The following is a 19993-nucleotide window of genomic DNA, read 5'->3' as shown; positions in this document are numbered from 1 at the left end:
GTTGTTGAGCAACAGCTTGCCTGAGCTTCAAAGGTGGCTACTTTTAGCTGCGCTCATTTTTTAGTCTAAACTACAGTAATTAGCAGATTGCTGTAAATTTGCTGCCATTTTTTCCTGCTTTCTCCTTTGGACTTCCTCGGAAAAACCCGCAGCAATCAGCCCCGCAGGTAACGCAAAAATTCCGATTCCCAAAAATGCTAATATTGCGCCTAAAAATTTCCCTAAAGGAGTGATTGGATAAATATCACCGTAACCGACAGTAGTTAATGTCACAACTCCCCACCACATTGCATCGGGGATGCTCGCAAAAGTTTCTGGATGCGCCTCGTTTTCAACAAAATACATGATGCTAGAGGCAAATATTAACAGAATAAAAACTGCAAATGCAGTGGCAATTAACTCCTCTTTTTTAGCGTACAATACTGCTCCCAGAGTTCTGAGTGAATCAGAATAACGGCTCATTTTTAGCAACCGCAACAAGCGCAGCAGGCGAATTAAATTAACGAAGCTTAAATTAGGAAATAACAGCAATGAGTAAAACGGTAGAATTGAAATTAAATCGATCAGACTTAGCGGTGTAAGACCGTATTTCAATCTTCCCCAAAGCGGGTGGCTGTATCTGCTATCGACTGTACACACCCACAGCCTCAAAAGATATTCTATTGTAAATACTAAGGATGAAACAATTTCGATATTTTCTAAAATTAACTTTTGTTCTTGCGACAATGCGGGTGAAGTAGAAGCAATAAAAGCTGCGACGTTTATCGCAATTAAACAAGTTATAACAATATCGTCGGCTAAACTGTATAAATTGCCGATTTCGGATTTTTCTAAAATTTCATAGATTTGAGTTTTGATTTTTCTGGGCATCTGAGTTTCTCCTGAAAAATGAACGATTAACGCTCGCGCTTTACTACAGTCTAAGCAATGAGATTCAAAAAAATAAGCAGGATTTGCCCTGGGGCTAAAAATCTGGTTTCTTCAGAGATGCCTCGTGGCGAAACTCAATATTTATCGTGGAAATTGGGTTGTTGGGGGCAACGGCATTCTAGTAAAATTTAGAGTTAATCTGGAAAGAATTTCCACCTATTACTGGGTTTGCAGGCAAAAAGCATGAAGGTAGCCGTATTTAATACCAAATCCTACGATCGCACATTTCTGACAGCAGCCAATGTCGGGGGTGAACACGAGTTGGTTTTTTTTGAACCGCATCTGACCCTGGAAACCAGCGTTTTGGCCGCTGGATTTCCGGCTGTCTGCGCGTTCGTTAACGACTGCTTGGACGCGAAAACGCTGCTGGGCATCGCCGAAAAAGGCGTCCGCTTGCTAGCCCTGAGATCGGCCGGATTCAACCACGTCGATTTAGCAGCAGCGAGGGATTTAGATATAACTATCCTCCGAGTTCCCGCTTATTCTCCGTACTCCGTCGCCGAACACGCAGTCGCTCTGATTTTATCCCTCAACCGCAAAATCCACCGGGCCTACAACCGCGTCCGCGAAGGCAATTTCGCCCTAGACGGCTTGTTGGGTTTTGACCTCCACGGCAAAACGGTGGGAATCGTTGGAACTGGCAAAATTGGTGCAATTACTGCCAAAATTCTGCACGGATTCGGCTGTCGCCTGCTGGGATACGATTTTTTCCAAAACGTAGATTGCCTCGCCCTAGGCATGGAATACGTCGCACTCCCGGAACTGTTCGCCGCCTCTGATATTGTCAGCCTTCACTGTCCGCTGATGCCGGAAACTTACCATTTGATCGGTGCAGAGGCGATCGGGCAAATGAAACCGGGGATGATGCTGATCAATACCAGCCGCGGTCAGTTGATTGACACTAAAGCTGTGACCAAAGCACTGAAGTCTGGTAAAATTGGCTACCTCGGCTTAGATGTGTACGAACAAGAGACGGATCTGTTTTTTGAGGATTTGTCAAATCACGTCATTCAAGACGACGTATTTCAGCGCTTGCTGACTTTCCCCAACGTCCTGATTACCGGACACCAAGCTTTTTTCACGGAGGAAGCTTTGAAAAATATCGCCGAAACCACGATCGGCAATATCACCGACTTTGAACAAGGACGCCCTTGCCCCAATCAAATCGACCTCGCTCAAGTGAAAAAATGAGTCAAAAGACCGATTTGGCAGCGAAGGCAATTGTTTACAATCAAGTCTTATTGTTATTTTTGCTTGCAATTTGGGAAGCTCTGCCTTAGTCTCATCAATTAGTCGCGGCTGCATGAGTCCTGTGCTAATTGCCTGAGAATTATACTGCCAGCAACTCAAAGCCTGCAATTTTACTTGACACCGGAGGAAGTATCAAATGACACAAGCTAACTTTTCTGACGAGACACAAACAGTCACTGAAGTCGTCACAGTAGACCTGGTGGAGGACAAACCGGGGGTCATGACTACAGTGACAACCACAGAAACACCGACCAGCCAGCTCCAAGATATTAAAGACCAAGTTATTACAATTTTGTCGGAACTTCCAACCTATCTATCCAATTTTTTTGCTGACTACCAAAAACCTCTCATAACTGTTGGTTTAATCCTGGCAGGCGGTATTAGTATTAAGGTAATGCTGGGAGTTTTAGATGCTCTTAATGATGTCCCTTTGGTAGCTCCAATTTTTGAGTTGATTGGTATGGGATATACGGGTTGGTTTGTTTACCGCTATCTGCTCAAGGCTTCTAATCGCCAAGAGTTGTTAACGGAAGTTGATGCTTTTAAAGAACAAGTTGTAGGTAAAGATTCTTAGAGGAAGTCATTAGTCATTAGTCATTAGTCATTAGTCATTAGTCATTAGTTAGTGGTTATTTGTTATTTGTGAGGCTATAGCAATAACCGATAACAAGTAACCAGCAACCAATGCCCAATGCCCAATGCCCAATGCCCAATGCCCCATCTCAATTTTGATGGCAAACTTGTTGCAAAGTGGCGGTAAAGTCCGGGTAGGAAATGGCAGCAGCTTCTGCCCGGTGAATGTTAGTAATACCTGTGGCGTTGAGGGCTGCGATCGCCAAACTCATCGCTATTCTGTGGTCGGTGTAGCTGTCAACATCCGCGCCGGTTAAAGGAGTTCCCCCGGTAATTTCTAAACCGTCGGGTAACTCGGAAATTTGGGCTCCCATGCGGTTGAGTTCCGCAGCAGTCACGGCCAGCCGATCGCTCTCTTTGACTCGCAACTCGGCCGCATCTCGAATTATTGTAGTACCCGACGCAAAGATCGCCGCTACTGCCAAAATCGGAATTTCGTCAATCAGTCGGGGAATTAAGTCGCCCGCAATGGTGCATCCCCGCAATTGGCCGGAACTGCGAACCAAAATATCCGCTACAGGTTCCCCAGCCGCCTCTCGCTGATTTTGCAGTTCAATGTCCGCGCCCATCATTTCCAAAGCTTCCAAAATGCCTGTACGAGTTGGGTTGACGCCGACATTTTCGACTACGAGTTCCGAACCCGGGACGATCGCCCCAGCAACTAGCCAAAATGCCGCCGAACTAATATCCCCCGGTACAATCACATTCTGCCCTTGCAGTTGTGTCGGCCCAGTGACTGTCACGCTGCAAGTTTCTGGATCGACGCTCAATTGGGCTCCAAACGCCCGCAGCATCCGCTCGCTGTGATCCCGCGACAGAGCGGGTTCTGTGACTGTAGTTTCTCCGCTTGCCATTAAACCGGCGAGCAAAATGCAAGATTTAACTTGAGCCGAGGCGATCGGAGAATGGTAGTGAATCGGTTTTAACTGCTGTCCCAGTATCGCTAAAGGAGCTAAAGAATTGCTTTTTCTGCCCCAAATTTGCGCTCCCATTTGTTGCAGCGGTTTAATGACGCGCGACATCGGGCGCGATCGCAGAGAACTGTCACCCGTTACCGCATAAAAACGCCCCGGATGAGACGCTAAAATTCCCAACATCAGCCGCATCGTCGTGCCGGAATTGCCCGCATCCAAGACTTCCACAGGCTCCTCTAACTCGCCAATTCCGACGCCCCGGACTGTCACCCGTTCCGCGTTGAGTTCAGAAACTTTGGCTCCCAAGAGCGAGAAACATTTAGCAGTGCTGCGGGGGTCTTCTCCTAGCAGCAGTCCTTCAATTGTAGTTTCACCTCGGGCGATCGCACCCAACATCAAAGCTCGGTGAGAAATCGACTTATCGCCGGGAACTCGAATCCTCCCGACCAGCGACAAGCCCGATGCAGGTTTTTGAATGCTTAAAGTTTGACTTTTGTCAAGAAGCGCAGTAGTTATAATGTCAGCTTGCATTGAGATAAACTAGGATGGGATGGCGTTAGCTATCCTACCTTTTTCCCAGTCCTAAGTCAGTCGTCTTCTGGAATGCCTGCGAGTTTTTTCCCAATGTGTCCGGTTAACTCCAAGGCTGATTAAACTCGCCGGGACAGTGCGCTGTCAGTTGTCAGCGACAGGGGAGGACGGAGGCAACGGCACGGATTTCACTTTAATTTCACCTTAATTTCACAAATATTATCCGTGTATCTGCCTAGATTTCATGTCATGCTCTCAGTTATCGACCAGATGATTGAATTTTGACTGAACAATTTTATGTTTTCGATTGCGAGTTGTAGATTTTTCATTTTTTTTAGCAAAAGCTCCGGAATTTGGAGCCCAGCTCATCTAAAATCTAAAATCTCAAGCCTAAAATCTCAAATCTCAAACTGCCCAATTCACAATAACTCCTAAACTTTTATTTATGCTGACGCATCACCGCAAGCCTGTAAGTTTATCGCTGGTATCCACAGATTTACCTTTGTGGTCATTTGTTGAAACCGCTGGTACGCTGTATCAAAAAGACCGCGATCGCTTTCACTTGTTGTTGCACGAACCAGCCATCCTCGATCGCCAATTTCCAGACGAATCGGCCGAGCAAGTTGCTATCTTGTCAAAAACCACAAAACCCCGGTTGCTCTGGCTAGAAGTTTCGCCCTATCGAGTCATTATGACCATGCAAGGAAACGGCAAATACAGTTACCGCCACTGCTGGGAACGAGGAATGTACGGCCTGAGCCGTTATTGGCTTCAGGGCGACTCGCTGGCGACTCCCGAACAGTTGCGGCTCCGCAACTTCACCCGCAACTTGACGCTGACAGGAAAGCCGGAACCGGAACACTTGCGGTTAGAATATGAGTTGTGGTCGGAGAAAGTACAACTCGGTCGTTATATTTTGAATCTAGAAATTCATCACTAAATTGGGTAATTGGCAATTAGTAGAGGCTAGGTGAAGGCGATGCCTTCCTAAAACTCAAAACTCACGCATTCAAAACTCAAAACTCTTAGCCTTTACCGATCGCTCTTACAATAATTAATCAGTTGGTCAGTCAAAGCGTCTTGATTTTCGGCTGCTTGATTCGCCTGCTGTCCAGCTCTGATAATATCTGCTCGAGCTGTTTGGATTTGCACTCGACCTTCTATACTTGTAGAAGCCAGATTTCCTGCCTCAAGAGATTTGCCTATGTCGCCGAGTGCTTGACCGATTTCCCGGAAGGATTTAACCGATCGCCCCTGAATTTCTTTGAGCGTTGTATCTGTTATTCGCAGATCCTCAAGTTGTTTCGCTGTCTGGTTCAAGTCTTTAGCTAAGTTCTTGGTCGTTGCAGCATCGTTGCTGTCTTTCTTAATATCAATGAGAGCGTTGCCTTTGGTGACAATTTTAGTAAATTTAGTACACTGGACAGCTCGGCTATCGCTGCAACTAATCGTCAGCGTACAGCAACCAACAACTACGAGCAAGATGGCAATCCGTTTGCGAAAAAAGTACATGAATCCTCGGTTGCAAAAAAAAGTAGATTCTGGGATTTTGTAGTAGAGTGTGTCAGCGATGAGCCGATATATCAACTGTCGAAACACTTTCGAGGCATTCAGACACGCTCTGCTAAGCTAAACTACGTACCTGTTTAGGAACTATGGTCAAAAACAGCAATAACCTACAGAAGGGCAGCATTTGGGGATATCTTACCCTGCTTTTGCCTATTTCCTTGACGGCGGTTGCCAGTTTCGAGTCGGGAACGATGTTTTGGGCGATCGCCACCACAGCGGGCATTGCTTGGGCTTACAAGCTCTACCAGCAGCAGCAAAAACATAAACTCGCTCATTTAGACTCGGTTTTCTACAAGTTGATCAAGGAAAATCAAGGGCGAGTTACGGCTTTGGATTTGGCGATGAATGCGAAACTCCCCGGAGAAAAGGTTCAAGAGTATCTCGACGAACGGGCCTCTGAGTTTGCAGCGGAGTTTGAAGTGACGGAACAAGGGGGAATTTTGTATTATTTTCAAATAGCTCCAACTGTCAATCAAAGCGAAACACCTAATGCGGCAATAGCTGTTCAAGAGCCTCTCACAAATCGGGAAAAAGCACAAGAGAAAAAACCAAATTTATTCCCGATTGCTCAAACCAAGACTCCAGGAAAGCCCAAAATCTCTTTTACCCAAACGGAACTCTCCCGCAGGTTCAAAGTTCACGCAACTACGATCGGCAAGTGGAAAGTTAAGCCGGAGTTTGCTCGGTGGAGCAGCGAAAAAGACCCGGAGGCGATCGCCTGGGAATATTCTACAGAAAACAAGCGATTTTATCCCAAAGATTGAGTTCCTCCGGTATTTACCAAAATCTACCAAGAAACCCGGTTTATACGACGCTCTGCGGTTAGTAACGAAGAATTTTGGAAGAAACCGGGTTTCTGAGACTTGAGTTCGTCCTGGACTGATTTTACTGCGGTTGACCGATCGACCTCTTTAGGTTATTTTAAGTAAAATTGTGTTTTGTTGAGTTTGCCTCATAGCAAGCGGTAAATTCGATTGTCATATCTGTTTCTTTTTTCTCCTATGTCCAAACCAACCTTGCGCGTAGTCGCCCGCCTCGCCGCCTTTCCCGACAAAGTAGCAGAACTTAAATCTCTGCTGCTGAGCATTATCGAGCCAACTCGCCAAGAAGCAGGCTGCATCAAATACGAACTCCTGCAAAATCAAGCCGATCCCACAGATTTTACCTTTGTTGAAGAGTGGGAAAGTGCAGCTTTGCTCGAACTACATCTCGGTTCAACTCACATTCAAGCCGCAGTCCAGAAATTAGACGGTTTGGCCGTTGGGCCTCCAGATATCCGCCGCTATGAATTGCTAGCTTAATCGGCTTTTTATAGCAATTTTATTAAGGTTTTTGAATTAGCTTCGACCCCCCTAGCCCTCCTTAGTAAGGGGCGGACAAGAGTGAGAGTTAAAATTGTAGTAACTTCGGAAAATTTTATGACAGTAGCAACAATAAAACAGTTATTTAGTTATCCAATTAAAGGGCTGACACCGCAAGAAATGTCGGAGTTTGCTTTAACAGCCGGACACGGAATTAAGGGCGATCGAGCTTTTGCCTTAATGTTTGCAGATAATATTGAAGCTGCAAAGATACCCGCCCAAAATATGCCTTGGATGAGCAAAAAACATTTTGCAGTCCAAAATGATTGGCCTCTGTTAGCAGCTTTGGAATGTGATTATCAACCGGAAACGACCGTTTTAACAGTCAAGCGTGAAGGAGTTGCAGTGTTATCGGCAGAAACGAACACAGCAGCGGGGCGCGATCGCATCGGCACTTTTTTCACCGAATATCTGGCGACAATTGAACCCACAAAAGAAGCGAGACACCCGCAGCTTGCACCTTTGCACTTAGTCGGCGACACCAGCGGCGAAACTCGTTATCCCGATCGAGAACCCGTACACATTTCTCTCCTGGGCCAAGCCACATTAGACCAATTAACAGAAATTGCTCTTCAAAACATTGATGTGCTCCGATTTCGCCCGAACATTGTGCTAGACGGCCTTTCAGCTTGGTCGGAATTTGAGTTAATCGGAAAACAGTTTCAATTAGGCACGGCGCGCATAGAAGTTACAGCACGAATCGGTCGCTGTGTCAATATAGAAGTGAATCCAGAAACGGGCGATCGGGATATTCCCCTACTCAGTTTACTGCAACAGGAATTCGGTCACGCACAAACTGGAGTTTTAGCCAAAATTATCAACAGCGGCACAGTTAAAATCGGCGATGTTTTGACTGCTTAACAGTTCGCGATCGCACGGGGTGCGATTATCATTTGAGTGCGAGCTTCTAGCTCGCGAGCTAGAAGCTCGCACTAAACAATCAATATAAGCGATCGCTCGGACTTGATATTAACTGAGATATCGATCAAAAGCGACATCAAGATTGTGAATGCTGCCTAACTTCCTCTACCGATAAACCGAGTGCTTCTGCCACTTGTTCTGTATTCAATCCCATTGACAACAACCGAGGGATCGCATCCCGCCGCGCTTGGGCTTCTGCACTCAAAGCCTGCTCTGCTAAGGAAGCTCGTTCTGTACCTGTCAGCAGCAAATTACCCTCGCTATCCCACCACCGCAGCCACAGCAGTGTCTGGTTTTGATAACTGCCTTGCCACAGTCCTAATTCTACGCCCATTGGCGCGATCGCATAATGACCGCGATCGTTCGGAAGCAACTGTTGGTAAAACCCATTGTTCAGGTTGTAAACCTCCAGCCTGCCACTATTGATCTCATAAATGCCATAAAACGGAATCCGCACGATCCGCTCATATACCCAAAACTTCCCAGGCCTTTGCGTCGCTCCAACTTCCGAGTACGATAGCGGCGTTGTGTCCCGCTCTTCTAAACCATCTCCCGATGCGAACTCCAAAGCAATCATCGGAGCGATGAATTCCCGCCACAGCAGGTAATAGCCACGAATTTGATTTCCTAGTGTTGGTGGCACGTTGGGCACGTAAAACCAGTCAGGAGATTCTACTCCCTTTTCCAGCGGGTCAGTTTCTCGCCAGTAGATGCCAAAGTCTTGCCCTATAGCATATTGCCCATCGGGATGAAGCCGTTGCAATACCGGTCCGATCGAATCAGTCAAAATAATGCTCTGGGGATGCTCCTGAAAATTCTTCACAAAAGTGCCGTCTTCCTCTGGCAGTTGAGTGCGATCGGGGAAAGGAGAGGGAAGGACAATTTTTTCGCTTGCCAGGGTCATGCTACCTTTCAAGTATTGCAGCTTACATGAATATCTTAACTCATCCTTCTTCCGGCACCCTCACCTTATTACCAATCAAATTCAGAAAACTCGTTCCAAAATGTTGAATTTCCAAAAAATTAGCATAAGAAGGAGTTGACTTGTAAACTTTAAAAGTCCGCATAATTCCTAAAGTCGCCGCACTTTCCAGCGGGCCGATAAAGCTAGTATCCCTGTCCAAAAAATGAGACTGCTTAGCCCAGTGTGCCATCTGTTCCGCATTCAAAAAATAGCAGCCGGAATGAGGATTCAAAGCCCGCTCAAAAGCAATTGTTTGTTCCATAATTTTTCCCATTAACTGCCGCTGCTCCTCTATATTTTGAAACTTAGCAGTAGCTGTGGCCGCTAAATCACCATCAACATAAGCTTTAAAAACAGCTCCTTTAGGGGATATTTCATAGCGATTAGGTTGCAGCAAATTTCCATTTCCCCCGTGATGCGTAAACCAATTTAATTTACTAAAGAACCACGGATCGTGCAGAATTAAATCATCTTCCAAATAACAGAAATAATCGTATTTGTCAAGACACGCTCGCAAAACTGCTTGACACTCAAACCCCAACAGCAGCGGTTCGCATTTTGTAGCGTGGTGCATAAAACATCTGGGCTGCACTGGCAGTTGAGGCAACATATGATAGCCTTGAGTAGTGCAAATAACAATGTCAATTTCGTGCTTTTGAGATTGATTGGCTGGGATAGTTGCACATTCGCTAATGTCAATCATGGACTGAGATTTGCCGTACAAAGCTTGCAGCGATGTCACGCAAGCGGTTAAAGCATTGAGTCGCGGTTGCGGATCGTTTCGCTGGGAAGCGTGTTTCCCGTCGCCGCTGGGATTGTAAAAGTGAGCAATAGTGAATAAAATTCGCATTGGTGTGGATTAACAATTAGAAATTAAACAATAAAACAGAACGATCGCACAATAACCCCTATAAATCTTACCGCATTTAGTCACCAAATAACTCCGGCAGGCGATCGCGCAACTCAGCATTTAAACGCGGCAACTCGTCCCGCATTTGCAAGTACCAATCTCGCCGCTGCCGGTAGTGCCCGCACAGCAAGCGGTTGTCGCGCACCCATTCGTAAGCATTCGCGGCTATTTCCCGGCGCATAGAAGTGTCGGAAATCAGCGAATTCAGCTTGATTTCAAACTCTTTTTCATGTCTGTAAATTAACCCTGTTTCACCTTCTACAATCGAATGTTCGTACACCGTGGGACTTGCCAGCACCGCTACTCCCCGCGCCGCACATTCAATGAACTTTAAGTCGGATTTCATTTCGTTAACTGGGTTGGAAACGAGCGGCAGCAAAGCTATATCGCAACTGTACATTATTTCTTGATAGCGTTCGTAACTGCAAAATGGTTCAAATTCTTTTTGCTGTATTTCCAAGGCTTCAAAAAATCGGCTGTCGTGGATTACTTTAACTCGAATTCGGTGTTTGTGTGCGACTAAAACTCGATTGAGCGCTGCCATAATCGGCTGCCAATCTTTTTCGCGGTTGAGCGCACCAAAAAAAATTGTGACTGTATCTTCTGCCGGATAGATTCGCGGCGGAGGTAGATAAGCTAATTGATTGGGAAATACGGCAACATTAGGATTGTAAGACCGCAAAATTTTTGCTAGGGGTTCTGTAGAAGTTTGAACGCAGTGGCAGCCGCGATAGCTGAGGTAATTATTGTCTGCGTATTCGCGGCGTCGGACGGGATTGTCGTCAATTTCAGCTACTATTAAATAGCCTTGTTGCAGCAGTTCTTTGAGTTTGGGAATGTAGGCGGGATATTGCATGATTGTCCGCTGCCAGATGAAGACTTTTTCTTCTCCAGACAGCGGCGGAATTAATTCTGCTGCTTTCACGCCGGATACGGTGCGGACACCGGGAATTGTGGCGCTAAATTTGTCCGGTTCCAAAACTCGCACGCGATCGCACCCTGTAGGAGCCATAATGATAGTCTGAATCAGCAGTCTGCGCGGAGGTACGGTCGATTTGGTCGATCGCACGATATAATATTCAGCACCTGTTTCCGTAGCAAAACTGCTCGATGTGAGTTCTAAAGCCTTTACCATTGGATGCAGCAATTCCTGAAAGCGGACAAAATTTTCTGTTTTGTGTCCCTTTCCTTGAAATTCGTAAACCTGCAATCCGGCTCCAGCAAATAATGATTTAATACTTTCTAGGGTAAACCAGTGCTGCATCTTGCTGTCGGCATTTTCCCAATGTCCCCGCAGCAGATTGACAATTCGCCGCCAGTATTGAGCGTTGGGGATTCGGGCGAGAATTTGCCCCTCTGGATGCAGCAAAGCAGTGTACTGCTTGAGGATATCCCAAGGGTTTTTGAGGTAGGGTAGCAAGTCGCCAAAAACCAAACAATCGACAGTTCCTGGGGCGATGTCGAGACTTTCGATGGCAATTTCTTCAATATCGGCTACCGTCACCCAGTTTAGCCGATCGACTGCAATTTTAGCTTTTTCTCGATCGCGCTCAATGCCAATATACTGACAGTGAGGATTTATCTGCTTGTACTCTTGGCCAGTAGAACCCGTACCGCAGCCAATTTCGACAATGACTTTAGCATCCGGCGGTAGCAGCTTCAAGAGGTCGTGGTTGGCGCGATCGATCACTTTCTCTAAAATTCCTGATTAGTTTATCGTAAAATAAAACAGAGCAACCCATGCCGACACACAACCAGCCGAAGGTTAGCATTGCGATGCCAGTATACAATGGCGATCGGCACATTTGTCAAGCATTAAATTCTCAATTGCGAACTCTTTCTCTTTTCTCTTCTCTTGCTTTGCGTCAAAAGCGTCAAGAGTGTTTCATTTAAATCTTGTTCACCAATCGTGCAAGGATGGCGATATGTTAGCAAATATTGGACCTATTTATAATTTATTCTCAACACCTACCCTCCTTTAGCGCAATTGAGATTGTCAATTAATTCTGCTTTTTTCCCAAAAATCCACACAACCATTTGCTGAATACATTATAAACTATGAACTCAAATTTAGGAATTAACATCGCCGGCTACATCAACGGCGAATTTGGCATAGGAGAAGGTGTCCGAGCAAACATCAGAGCCGCAGAAGCCGCCAACATTCCCTTCAATATTAACAATTTTACACGCAGTCCCCACCGCAAACAAGACACCACATATCAAAATTTCAACCAAGACAATCCCCATCCCGTAAACTTAATTCAAGTCAACGCCGATGAAGTGGCAACATTTCTCAAACATACAGGTTCCAGCTATTTTGAAAACAAATACAATATCGGCTTTTGGGCCTGGGAACTTCCCGCATTTCCCCCAGAATGGCAGCCAGCATTTAATCACTTTCACGAAATCTGGACTTACAGCAACTATTGTGCCGAGGCAATTTCGGCAGTCTCGCCAATTCCCGTCATCAAAATCATGCCCAGTATTGCTCTCCCCGCATCTTCCCCGAGCAGAGAAGCACTGGGTTTACCTAAAAATAAATTTATTTTCTTGTTTGTATTCGACTTTTCCAGCCGCATCGAGCGCAAAAATCCTTTAACGGCAATTCAAGCATTTAAACAAGCTTTCGGCGACGATGACAGCGTATTGTTGATTGTCAAATCTTCTAATTCCAACAAATTTCCAGAGGAGCAAGCATCCTTAAACTCAGCCATAGCAAAGAATTCAAATATCAAACATCTAGACGGGTATTTATCCAAAGATAAAATCAACGGTTTGCTCTACAATTGCGACTGTTATTTATCGCTGCACCGCTGCGAAGGATTCGGCTTAACAATGGCTGAAGCCATGTTTTACGGCAAACCAGTAATTGCCACGGGTTATTCATCAAATACAGAATTTATGAATGTCGGCAACAGCTTTTTAGTAAAATACAAGTTAATCCCAATTGCAGCAGATTGCGGGCCTTACAAAAAAGGTAATATGTGGGCCGAACCCGATACAGAACACGCTGCTGATTTAATGAGTCATGTCTTCAACAATTACCGGGAAGCTCAGCAAGTTGGCAGAATAGCTGCTGAGGAAATTAAGACTTTACTGAATCCGCCAACTGTCGGGAGGAAAATTCAAAACCGTCTCGAATATATTGCCGAAATTACAGATAATTTCAAAAGTTTGGATCGCGGAATACGGAAAAAGGCCTCTCAGGTGGCGACAGTAAAAAATGCACCACCTTTAGTTAGTATTTGTATTCCGACATACAACGGAGAAGCATTTATTGAGGAAGCAATCAAAAGTGCGATCGCCCAAACTTACCCTAACATAGAACTAATTGTATCCGACGACGGCTCCACAGACCGCACAATTGCGATCGCCCAATCCTTCCAATCGCAAACATCCGCCGATTTCCGCATCATACTGCACCGCAACTACGGCTTATCACAAAACTGGAACTTCTGCATATCCCAAGCAAAAGGTGAATACATTAAATTTCTGTTTCAAGACGACTTGCTCGAACCAGAATGTATCAAAAAGATGGTCGCCCTCGCCCAACAAAACCCAGAAATAGGTATGGTTTTCTCCCCGCGCGGCATCACCATAGCTGAAGATGAATCTAACCCAATTTTGCGGAAAGCTTCCCAATCAATTAAAAATTTGCACAAAAGTTGGTCGAATTTAAAATCAATTCAGTCAGGAAAAGAATTGCTGGCGGATACTAACTGTTTGAGCAACCCAATTAACAAAATTGGTGAACCGAGTACCGTTTTAATTGCCGCCCGAGTCTTTGCCGAAATAGGATTATTTGATTCGGGATTATCTCAGTATGTAGACTTAGATATGTGGTGGCGAATCATGGGGAATTATCACATCGGATTTGTAGACGAAAAACTGTCGTCGCTCAGGATTCATCCCGAACAACAAACTTGGAAAAATTTTGCTGCTGGGGAAAATTATAAAGATGTGGTCAGATTTTACAATAAACTACTAAATAGTCCTGATTACAGCTTCCTGAATCAACAAATTAAACAGACAATCCGCCATAAATTGGCATTAAGAACCCAGCCTAGTATATCTGACTTGTCAACACTGGTTGAGCAGTACAAAAACTCGCCCTCAAACCAGTCTATTCTCGCGCAACTGCGCCAATGCCGCCAACAAATAGCTAGAAATTGGCTGAATTGTCCCGTCGGTAAATTGGAAAATGCTTACTTGGGAGAAACGGGAAAAGCTCAGAAATTGCTGCTAGATAGCGCCATCAAAAATGAAAGCTTGACTGAGGAAGAACAAAGTTTTGTCCAGCAGTTATTCTCCCAAGTTTCTCAAGGAGAAATTGTAGATAAGATGCAATATCTCCTCGCAGCGATGCTGTACTGCGACGCTTATCAGTTGCCGCTAGAGTATAACAATGCAGCGGTTCCCCACTGGTTTTTTGATGACTTTATGAAATTCCTATTTCAGTCGCCGACTTATTTTAAACAAAAGTCGGAAGTTGAAAGGTACTCTGAATATTTCCAGCAGTTAATCAAGTACGTCGCTGCTAATATCGCCAGTTTTCCAGATTCGGAAATTTGGCGTTATTTGGCGGCATTTATTGCAAAAAATGTTAGCTTCAAACCTTTGTATTTGAGCGAAGCAAATCTGCTCAATATACTGAGTCAGCGAGCTGATATTCTGGAATTTCATTTGAAAAATATCGGCTGTCAAGTAGACTGGAATTTTCCTCAAAGAGAAGCTGAAATAAATAAAATCCGAGTGGGCTTTTTGCTCGATAAAATTAGCGCTCAATTCGAGAGTCGTGCTGCAATTTCTAGTTTTGAATATTTAGACAGAAACAAATTTGAAATTATTGTGTACAATTTCCAGCTACAAGACGAGAAACTGGGGAAATATTGCGAAAATTGCGCCGACAAACTGGTGCAACTCCCGGAAGATTTGCCAAATCAAGTCCGAGAAATTCGATCGCACGATTTAGATATTCTGCTAATCTGCACCAATACTACCGACACTTCCCAACCAAGCGCGCTGCTGTGCCTGCACCGACTAGCGCGAGTGCAAATGGCTACCGCTGCATCAACCCCCGCCACCACCGGAGCCCGAAATATCGATTATTTTATTGCCGGAGATTTGACATTGCCCGCAGGTGCAGCAGCACACTATCGCGAAAAATTAATTACTTTAGAAGGATCGGGAGTTTGTTTCAGCTATCCTGCTGTAGAATCAGCACCTGCCAGAGTTGAACCGACTCGCAGCAGTTGGGGAGCCACCGATGAATCTGTAGTGTTCATGTCGGGCGCTCAAGCTTTTACAATTATCCCAGAATTGAGAGAAACTTGGGCAAAAATTATTGCCGCCGTACCGAATTCTATTTTAGTTTTGTATCCCTTTCGTTCCCGCCCAGAAAACTATCCGACGGTGCCTTTTTACAACCAAATTCGATCGCTCTTTGGGGAATCTGGTATTGACAAAAAGCGGGTAGTTGTGATAAAGGCGCTACCAAACCGTGCAGATTGCATAAAATGTTTGGAATTAGCTGATATATATTTAGACTCCTATCCAGACAGCGGTGCCGGCTCCTTAGTAGAACCGCTGTTGGCAGGGTTGCCTGTAGTGGCAAGAAAAGGGCAAACAGCTCGATCGCGACAATCCGCAGCCGTGCTCGAAGAACTATTAATTCCTGAATTGGTAGCAAACAGCGAGAACTCTTATATAGAAATGAGTACAGCACTGGGAACCAACCCAGAACTGCGCCGGCGCTATCGGGATCGAGTTCAACAAAAAATGGCAGCCAACCCCAAATTTCTTGACAGTCGCGCTTACTCCGAGAGAATAGGCAAACTATTTGAAAGGAACCAGTAGCGAGGCAAAGCGTCAAGAAATAGACAGCAATAGCGCTAGCTTTCTTGACGCTCTGCTATCATCGGGAGATTGAGGGGTTAGTGGTTGTCGCTCTTTTCCTGCCACAGCTAAATTAAAAGGGGAAGCGCAAGTCAGTTGGAGATAAAAAAATGACAGGACTTTTTCAAATAGGCGATAAATTACTTCAAGCTCAGGATATGCCATCGCTCCTGAAGCGGTACCAGTTGATGCCGCAATTTTTGCGGGGTGTAATAGTAGACCAAGCGATCGCATCCTTTAGTTGCAACGACGAAGAACGCCAATCCGCCGTCGAGAATTTTCTGGCACAGCACCAACTGACAGCCCCGGAAGCCAAAGAAGCTTGGCTGCGCAGCCAAAACATGACGGAAGAAGAACTTCAAGAGATGGCCGTCAGGCCCTTGCTGATCGAAAAATTTAAGCAAGCCACTTGGAGACCTAAAGTAGATAATTATTTTTTAACCCGCAAAGCCAGCCTAGACCACGTAGTCTATTCCCTGGTACGCACCAAAAATCCAGCACTGGCAAACGAACTTTACTTTCGCATCCTCGAAGGAGAACAAAGCTTTGCCGAAGTGGCCCGCGACTTTTCCGAAGGCCCCGAGTCCAAGTCCGGCGGGTTGTTGGGTCCAGTACCGCTGAGTCAGCCTCACCCGGCAATCAGCAAACTTTTGTCCGTCAGCCAGCCAAATCAACTCTGGACGCCGCGTCCTCTGGCAGAATGGATGGTAATTATTCGACTAGAAAAGTTCATGCCAGCCCAGCTCGATGAATCGATGCGGCTGCACTTGATTAACGAACTCTTTGAAAGCTGGCTAGCCGAACAGATATCGCAAATAGGCCCGCTACAGCCCCTCTCTTCCGTGTCTTCAATATCATGACAATCACGCAATTGGGTCAGTTGCCCCCGTCGCGCGGCCGTGGAGACACATAAAAACTCCGCATCCTGACAACCTGCGAACGTTACAGGCTGTGGCTTCAATCTAAAATCTAAAATCTAAAATCTAAAATCTAAAATCGGATGACTTCTTCCGCTGTTTCCCTCTCCCAAATTCAGGATTTCCTAGGTCAAACACCTCCCTTTGACCGACTGTCAGAGACGGCTCTGACAGCCTTGGTGGCTAAATGCCAACTCCTCGGCTACCGAACGGGGCAACCCCTGTTTGAACGGGAAAAAATGCCGACTCAGGTGGCAATTATCTATCAAGGCCAGGCCCGGCTGCTGGGCTTTGACCAGCGGTCGCAGCGCCACGTAAGTTTGCGCTTGGTACAGTCGAAGGAAATTCTGGGCTGGGCTGGCTTGCTCAGGGGAGTTCCCTGCGAAACGGCGATCGCCTCTACAGATGTGATCGCGATCGTCCTACCTGCCGAAGATTTCCTGAACGTACTGGAAAAACAGCCGACCTTTGGAGAAGCCTTTCGCGAACACTGTTCCTTGAGCGAAGTATTTGAACTGTTGAGCCTGGAATTGCAGCGCCAAGCGGACGGCACTTCCAATCTCAAGGAACTTACCCTGCAAGCTTGGCAAGATGCGACAGTTGTCAACGTACCAAACGGCAACAAAAAAACTCAAGACATCGCCAAAGAGCTAGATGCCGATCGAGTTTGGCTCGTCAGCAGCGGCGTCTTGGGCGACTTTCCCACCGGCAGCCGCTTCTCTGTGGAAAACGCAACCAAATCCTTAAAAGTAGAAGGCCGCCTCGGCGCCCGCTTGGTCGGCTTCCGGGAACCCCCAGAACCCCAACCCGATGCAGATCCATTAATTGACCCAGATATAGTAGACCCTCGGCCGCAGCCGCCCGCCGGAAAAGTGATCCCGGTTCTACCCGGCCCAGACCGTCCCCCAGAACCCGCAACTGACCAACCAAAGGATGCGGCAAGATACCCAGTTTTCCGCGCCAAAGGGCAGATTGAAGCCCCGCTAGCTTGCTTCCAAATGTTGAGCAAGTATTTCGGCCTCAAATTTCGTCGAGATATCATCCGCAAAGTTCTAGAAAATCAGTTAAAAACCGCTGGTTCTATCAGTATGCAAGCCTGCGGGGCGATCGCCCAAAGCATCGGTCTCACGCCCCAATTGGCGCAAGTGCCAGCAGAAGCCATCAACCGCATCAAAGCCCCGGTAATGATTAAATGGGAAGACAGCTTTGCCATTATTTACAGCATTACCGAGCAAGAATTGGTGCTGGCGACACCCGAAAAGGGGTTGATGCGGAAGCGGGTACCTCAGTTTAAAGAAATCTGGGGCGAACAGGGAGAAGTTCTGCTGCTGCAAGCTCCGCAAGTCGAACAAAAAGAGCAGTTCAGCTTCTGGTGGTTTGTGCCGGCGCTGATGGAACACAAAACAGTGTTTTTTGAGGTGTTGCTCGCTTCGTTTTTTGTACAGTTATTCGGTCTTGCCAACCCATTAATCAGCCAAGTAATTATTGATAAAGTATTGGGTCAGCGCAGCATTGACACCTTGGATATTTTGGGGGCATTTCTGTTAGGTGTCGCCCTGTTTGAAGGACTGCTCAACGGCTTGCGTACCTTTTTGTTTATAGATACCTCAAACCGCATCGATGTCAAATTGAGTGCGGAGGTAATCGACCACTTGCTCCGGCTTCCCCAAAATTACTTTGACAATCGGCGCGTCGGAGATTTGGTCTACAAATTCAGCATGATGGGCCAGATTCGGGAATTCATGACGAGTACAGCTCTGACAGTGGTTCTCGATGCGGTATTTTCGGTGGTTTACGTCGCCGTTATGCTCTCCTACAGCGTGCAGCTAACGTTTGTATCTTTGGCAGTGGTACCGATACTGGGGCTGATGATTGTTCTAATCAATCCGCTGGTGCTGCGCCTGATCAAACAGAGAAATATGCGTTTTGCCGACTCTCAATCTTATCTAGTGGAAGTAGTCAGCGGGATTCAAACTGTTAAGGCTCAAAATATTGAATTGAAATCCCGCTGGGAGTGGTCGAGCCGCTACGCAAAATACATTACAGCCAGTTTTAAAACAATTATCACCGGGACTACAGCCGGTACGATTAGCAGCTTTTTAAACCAGGTGGGTAACTTAGCTCAGTTGTGGGTGGGAGCTTATTTGGTGCTGGGAAATGAGATTACTTTGGGTCAGTTGATTGCTTTCCGAATTATTTCCGGGAACGTGACTGGTTCGCTGCTGCGTTTTGTGAGCGTGTGGCAGAGTTTCCAAGAAGTCTCGATGTCGATCGATATGCTTAAGGATGTGGTCGATACGCCGACGGAAACCAGCGATGAAGACCGCAGCAATATCCCGCTGCCGGCAATTCAAGGGCAGGTTACATATGAGGAGGTTTCCTTCCGATTTTTGGAGAGCGGGCCGCTGCAATTGGCTAATGTGAATTTAGAATTTCCCGCTGGCAGTTTTGTGGGAATTGTGGGGGGAAGCGGTTCCGGTAAAAGTACGGCGATGAAGCTGTTGCAGCGTCTTTATCCGCCGCTGTCGGGCCGGATATTTATTGACGGCTATGACATTGCTAAGGTGGAGCTGTACTCGCTCCGCAGCCAACTTGGGGTAGTGCTGCAAGATACTTTGCTCTTTAACTGCTCGGTACAGGAAAATATTGCTCTGAGCAATCCCGATGCGAGTACGGATGAAATTGTGCGAGCTGCGAAATTAGCGGTAGCTCACGATTTTATTATGAGCTTGCCTGCTGGCTACAATACGATAGTCGGAGAGCGGGGTGCGTCGCTTTCAGGGGGTCAAAGGCAGCGTTTGGCGATCGCCCGCACGATTTTGCAAAACCCGAAACTGCTGATTTTGGACGAAGCTACGAGCGCCCTAGACTACCATTCAGAACGCCAAGTTTGCAATAACTTAGCCGAAGCTTTCGCCGGTCGCACGGTGTTTTTCATTACTCACCGCCTGACTACAATCCAAAACGCTGATGTAATTATTATGATGGATCAAGGTTCTGTAGTCGAGCAGGGAAGTCATAAAGAATTAATGGCTCTTAAAGGGCGTTATTACTGCCTCTTCCAACAACAAGAGTCATCGAATACCTGATAATGGGTAATCGGTAATCACTAAAAAATAATGCCCAATGCCCAATGCCCAATGCCCAATGCCCAATTCCCAAATAACCAAATAACCAATAACAACTAACAACTCACA

General features: G+C 46.2%; 16 protein-coding genes. 10 read left to right on the top strand and 6 right to left on the bottom strand.

Going from position 1 to position 19993, the window contains the following annotated elements; all coding sequences use genetic code 11:
* Positions 1 to 60: 60 nt before the first annotated feature.
* The gene (locus QUA02_RS17760; protein WP_333029522.1) at positions 61 to 870 is read right to left on the bottom strand and encodes an ion transporter; all 810 of its coding nucleotides are present in this window, start codon (positions 868 to 870) and stop codon (positions 61 to 63) included.
* A 243-nt stretch (positions 871 to 1113) separates the two neighbouring features.
* Here QUA02_RS17760 and QUA02_RS17755 point away from each other — a divergent pair, with 243 nt between their 5' ends.
* Both QUA02_RS17755 and QUA02_RS17750 read left to right on the top strand, forming a co-directional pair.
* Positions 1114 to 2121: a 2-hydroxyacid dehydrogenase gene (locus QUA02_RS17755; RefSeq protein ID WP_333029521.1), complete on the top strand. Its 1008-nt coding sequence runs from the start codon at positions 1114 to 1116 to the stop codon at positions 2119 to 2121.
* 196 nt (positions 2122 to 2317) lie between these two features.
* Positions 2318 to 2755: a CAAD domain-containing protein gene (locus QUA02_RS17750; RefSeq protein ID WP_333029520.1), complete on the top strand. Its 438-nt coding sequence runs from the start codon at positions 2318 to 2320 to the stop codon at positions 2753 to 2755.
* Positions 2756 to 2903: 148 nt separating this feature from the next.
* On the opposite strand, the gene aroA is transcribed toward QUA02_RS17750, so the two are convergent.
* Positions 2904 to 4259, bottom strand: a complete 1356-nt coding sequence (aroA, locus tag QUA02_RS17745) for a 3-phosphoshikimate 1-carboxyvinyltransferase (RefSeq protein WP_333029519.1) — start codon at positions 4257 to 4259, stop codon at positions 2904 to 2906.
* A 445-nt stretch (positions 4260 to 4704) separates the two neighbouring features.
* On the opposite strand from aroA, the gene QUA02_RS17740 reads away from it, so the two are divergent.
* Positions 4705 to 5199 (top strand): hypothetical protein, encoded by a 495-nt coding sequence (locus tag QUA02_RS17740; RefSeq protein ID WP_333029517.1) that lies wholly within the window; start codon positions 4705 to 4707, stop codon positions 5197 to 5199.
* Positions 5200 to 5291: 92 nt separating this feature from the next.
* Here the strand turns inward: QUA02_RS17740 and QUA02_RS17735 are convergent, their stop codons facing one another.
* Complete coding sequence (locus QUA02_RS17735; protein ID WP_333029515.1) at positions 5292 to 5771, bottom strand: hypothetical protein; 480 nt, start codon at positions 5769 to 5771, stop codon at positions 5292 to 5294.
* Positions 5772 to 5914: 143 nt separating this feature from the next.
* Between QUA02_RS17735 and QUA02_RS17730 the strand changes: the two genes are divergently transcribed.
* The 3 genes from QUA02_RS17730 to QUA02_RS17720 all read left to right on the top strand — a co-directional run bounded on the left by QUA02_RS17730 (position 5915) and on the right by QUA02_RS17720 (position 8050).
* Positions 5915 to 6592 carry a hypothetical protein gene (locus QUA02_RS17730; RefSeq protein ID WP_333029513.1) on the top strand — a complete coding sequence of 226 codons (678 nt, stop codon included), beginning with the start codon at positions 5915 to 5917 and terminating at the stop codon, positions 6590 to 6592.
* A 237-nt stretch (positions 6593 to 6829) separates the two neighbouring features.
* The gene (locus QUA02_RS17725) at positions 6830 to 7129 is read left to right on the top strand and encodes a putative quinol monooxygenase (protein WP_333029511.1); all 300 of its coding nucleotides are present in this window, start codon (positions 6830 to 6832) and stop codon (positions 7127 to 7129) included.
* Between the two features lie 117 nt (positions 7130 to 7246).
* Positions 7247 to 8050: an MOSC domain-containing protein gene (locus QUA02_RS17720; RefSeq protein WP_333029510.1), complete on the top strand. Its 804-nt coding sequence runs from the start codon at positions 7247 to 7249 to the stop codon at positions 8048 to 8050.
* Between the two features lie 136 nt (positions 8051 to 8186).
* On the opposite strand, the gene QUA02_RS17715 is transcribed toward QUA02_RS17720, so the two are convergent.
* The 3 genes from QUA02_RS17715 to QUA02_RS17705 form a co-directional block, all read right to left on the bottom strand.
* Entirely contained in the window at positions 8187 to 9014 is an 828-nt protein-coding gene (locus QUA02_RS17715) for a Uma2 family endonuclease (protein ID WP_333029509.1), read from the bottom strand.
* Positions 9015 to 9054: 40 nt separating this feature from the next.
* Entirely contained in the window at positions 9055 to 9924 is an 870-nt protein-coding gene (locus QUA02_RS17710) for a calcium-binding protein (RefSeq protein ID WP_333029506.1), read from the bottom strand.
* Between the two features lie 76 nt (positions 9925 to 10000).
* Positions 10001 to 11674 (bottom strand): methyltransferase domain-containing protein, encoded by a 1674-nt coding sequence (locus QUA02_RS17705; protein ID WP_333029505.1) that lies wholly within the window; start codon positions 11672 to 11674, stop codon positions 10001 to 10003.
* A 50-nt stretch (positions 11675 to 11724) separates the two neighbouring features.
* Here QUA02_RS17705 and QUA02_RS17700 point away from each other — a divergent pair, with 50 nt between their 5' ends.
* The 4 genes from QUA02_RS17700 to QUA02_RS17685 all read left to right on the top strand — a co-directional run bounded on the left by QUA02_RS17700 (position 11725) and on the right by QUA02_RS17685 (position 19885).
* Positions 11725 to 11877, top strand: coding sequence for a hypothetical protein (locus tag QUA02_RS17700; RefSeq protein ID WP_333029504.1), 153 nt, complete (start codon positions 11725 to 11727; stop codon positions 11875 to 11877).
* 165 nt (positions 11878 to 12042) lie between these two features.
* Positions 12043 to 15840 carry a glycosyltransferase gene (locus QUA02_RS17695; RefSeq protein WP_333029503.1) on the top strand — a complete coding sequence of 1266 codons (3798 nt, stop codon included), beginning with the start codon at positions 12043 to 12045 and terminating at the stop codon, positions 15838 to 15840.
* 149 nt (positions 15841 to 15989) lie between these two features.
* Positions 15990 to 16739: a peptidylprolyl isomerase gene (locus QUA02_RS17690; protein WP_333029502.1), complete on the top strand. Its 750-nt coding sequence runs from the start codon at positions 15990 to 15992 to the stop codon at positions 16737 to 16739.
* A gap of 140 nt (positions 16740 to 16879) precedes the next feature.
* Positions 16880 to 19885, top strand: coding sequence for a peptidase domain-containing ABC transporter (locus QUA02_RS17685; protein ID WP_333029501.1), 3006 nt, complete (start codon positions 16880 to 16882; stop codon positions 19883 to 19885).
* The last annotated feature ends 108 nt before the right edge of the window (positions 19886 to 19993 follow it).

Origin of the sequence: Microcoleus pseudofavosus SVA1_A4, from assembly GCF_036700565.1 — a bacterium.
Lineage (GTDB): Bacteria > Cyanobacteriota > Cyanobacteriia > Cyanobacteriales > Microcoleaceae > Microcoleus.
The sequence above is the reverse complement of the archived record's forward strand: the minus strand, read 5'-3'. Positions and strand labels throughout refer to the sequence as shown.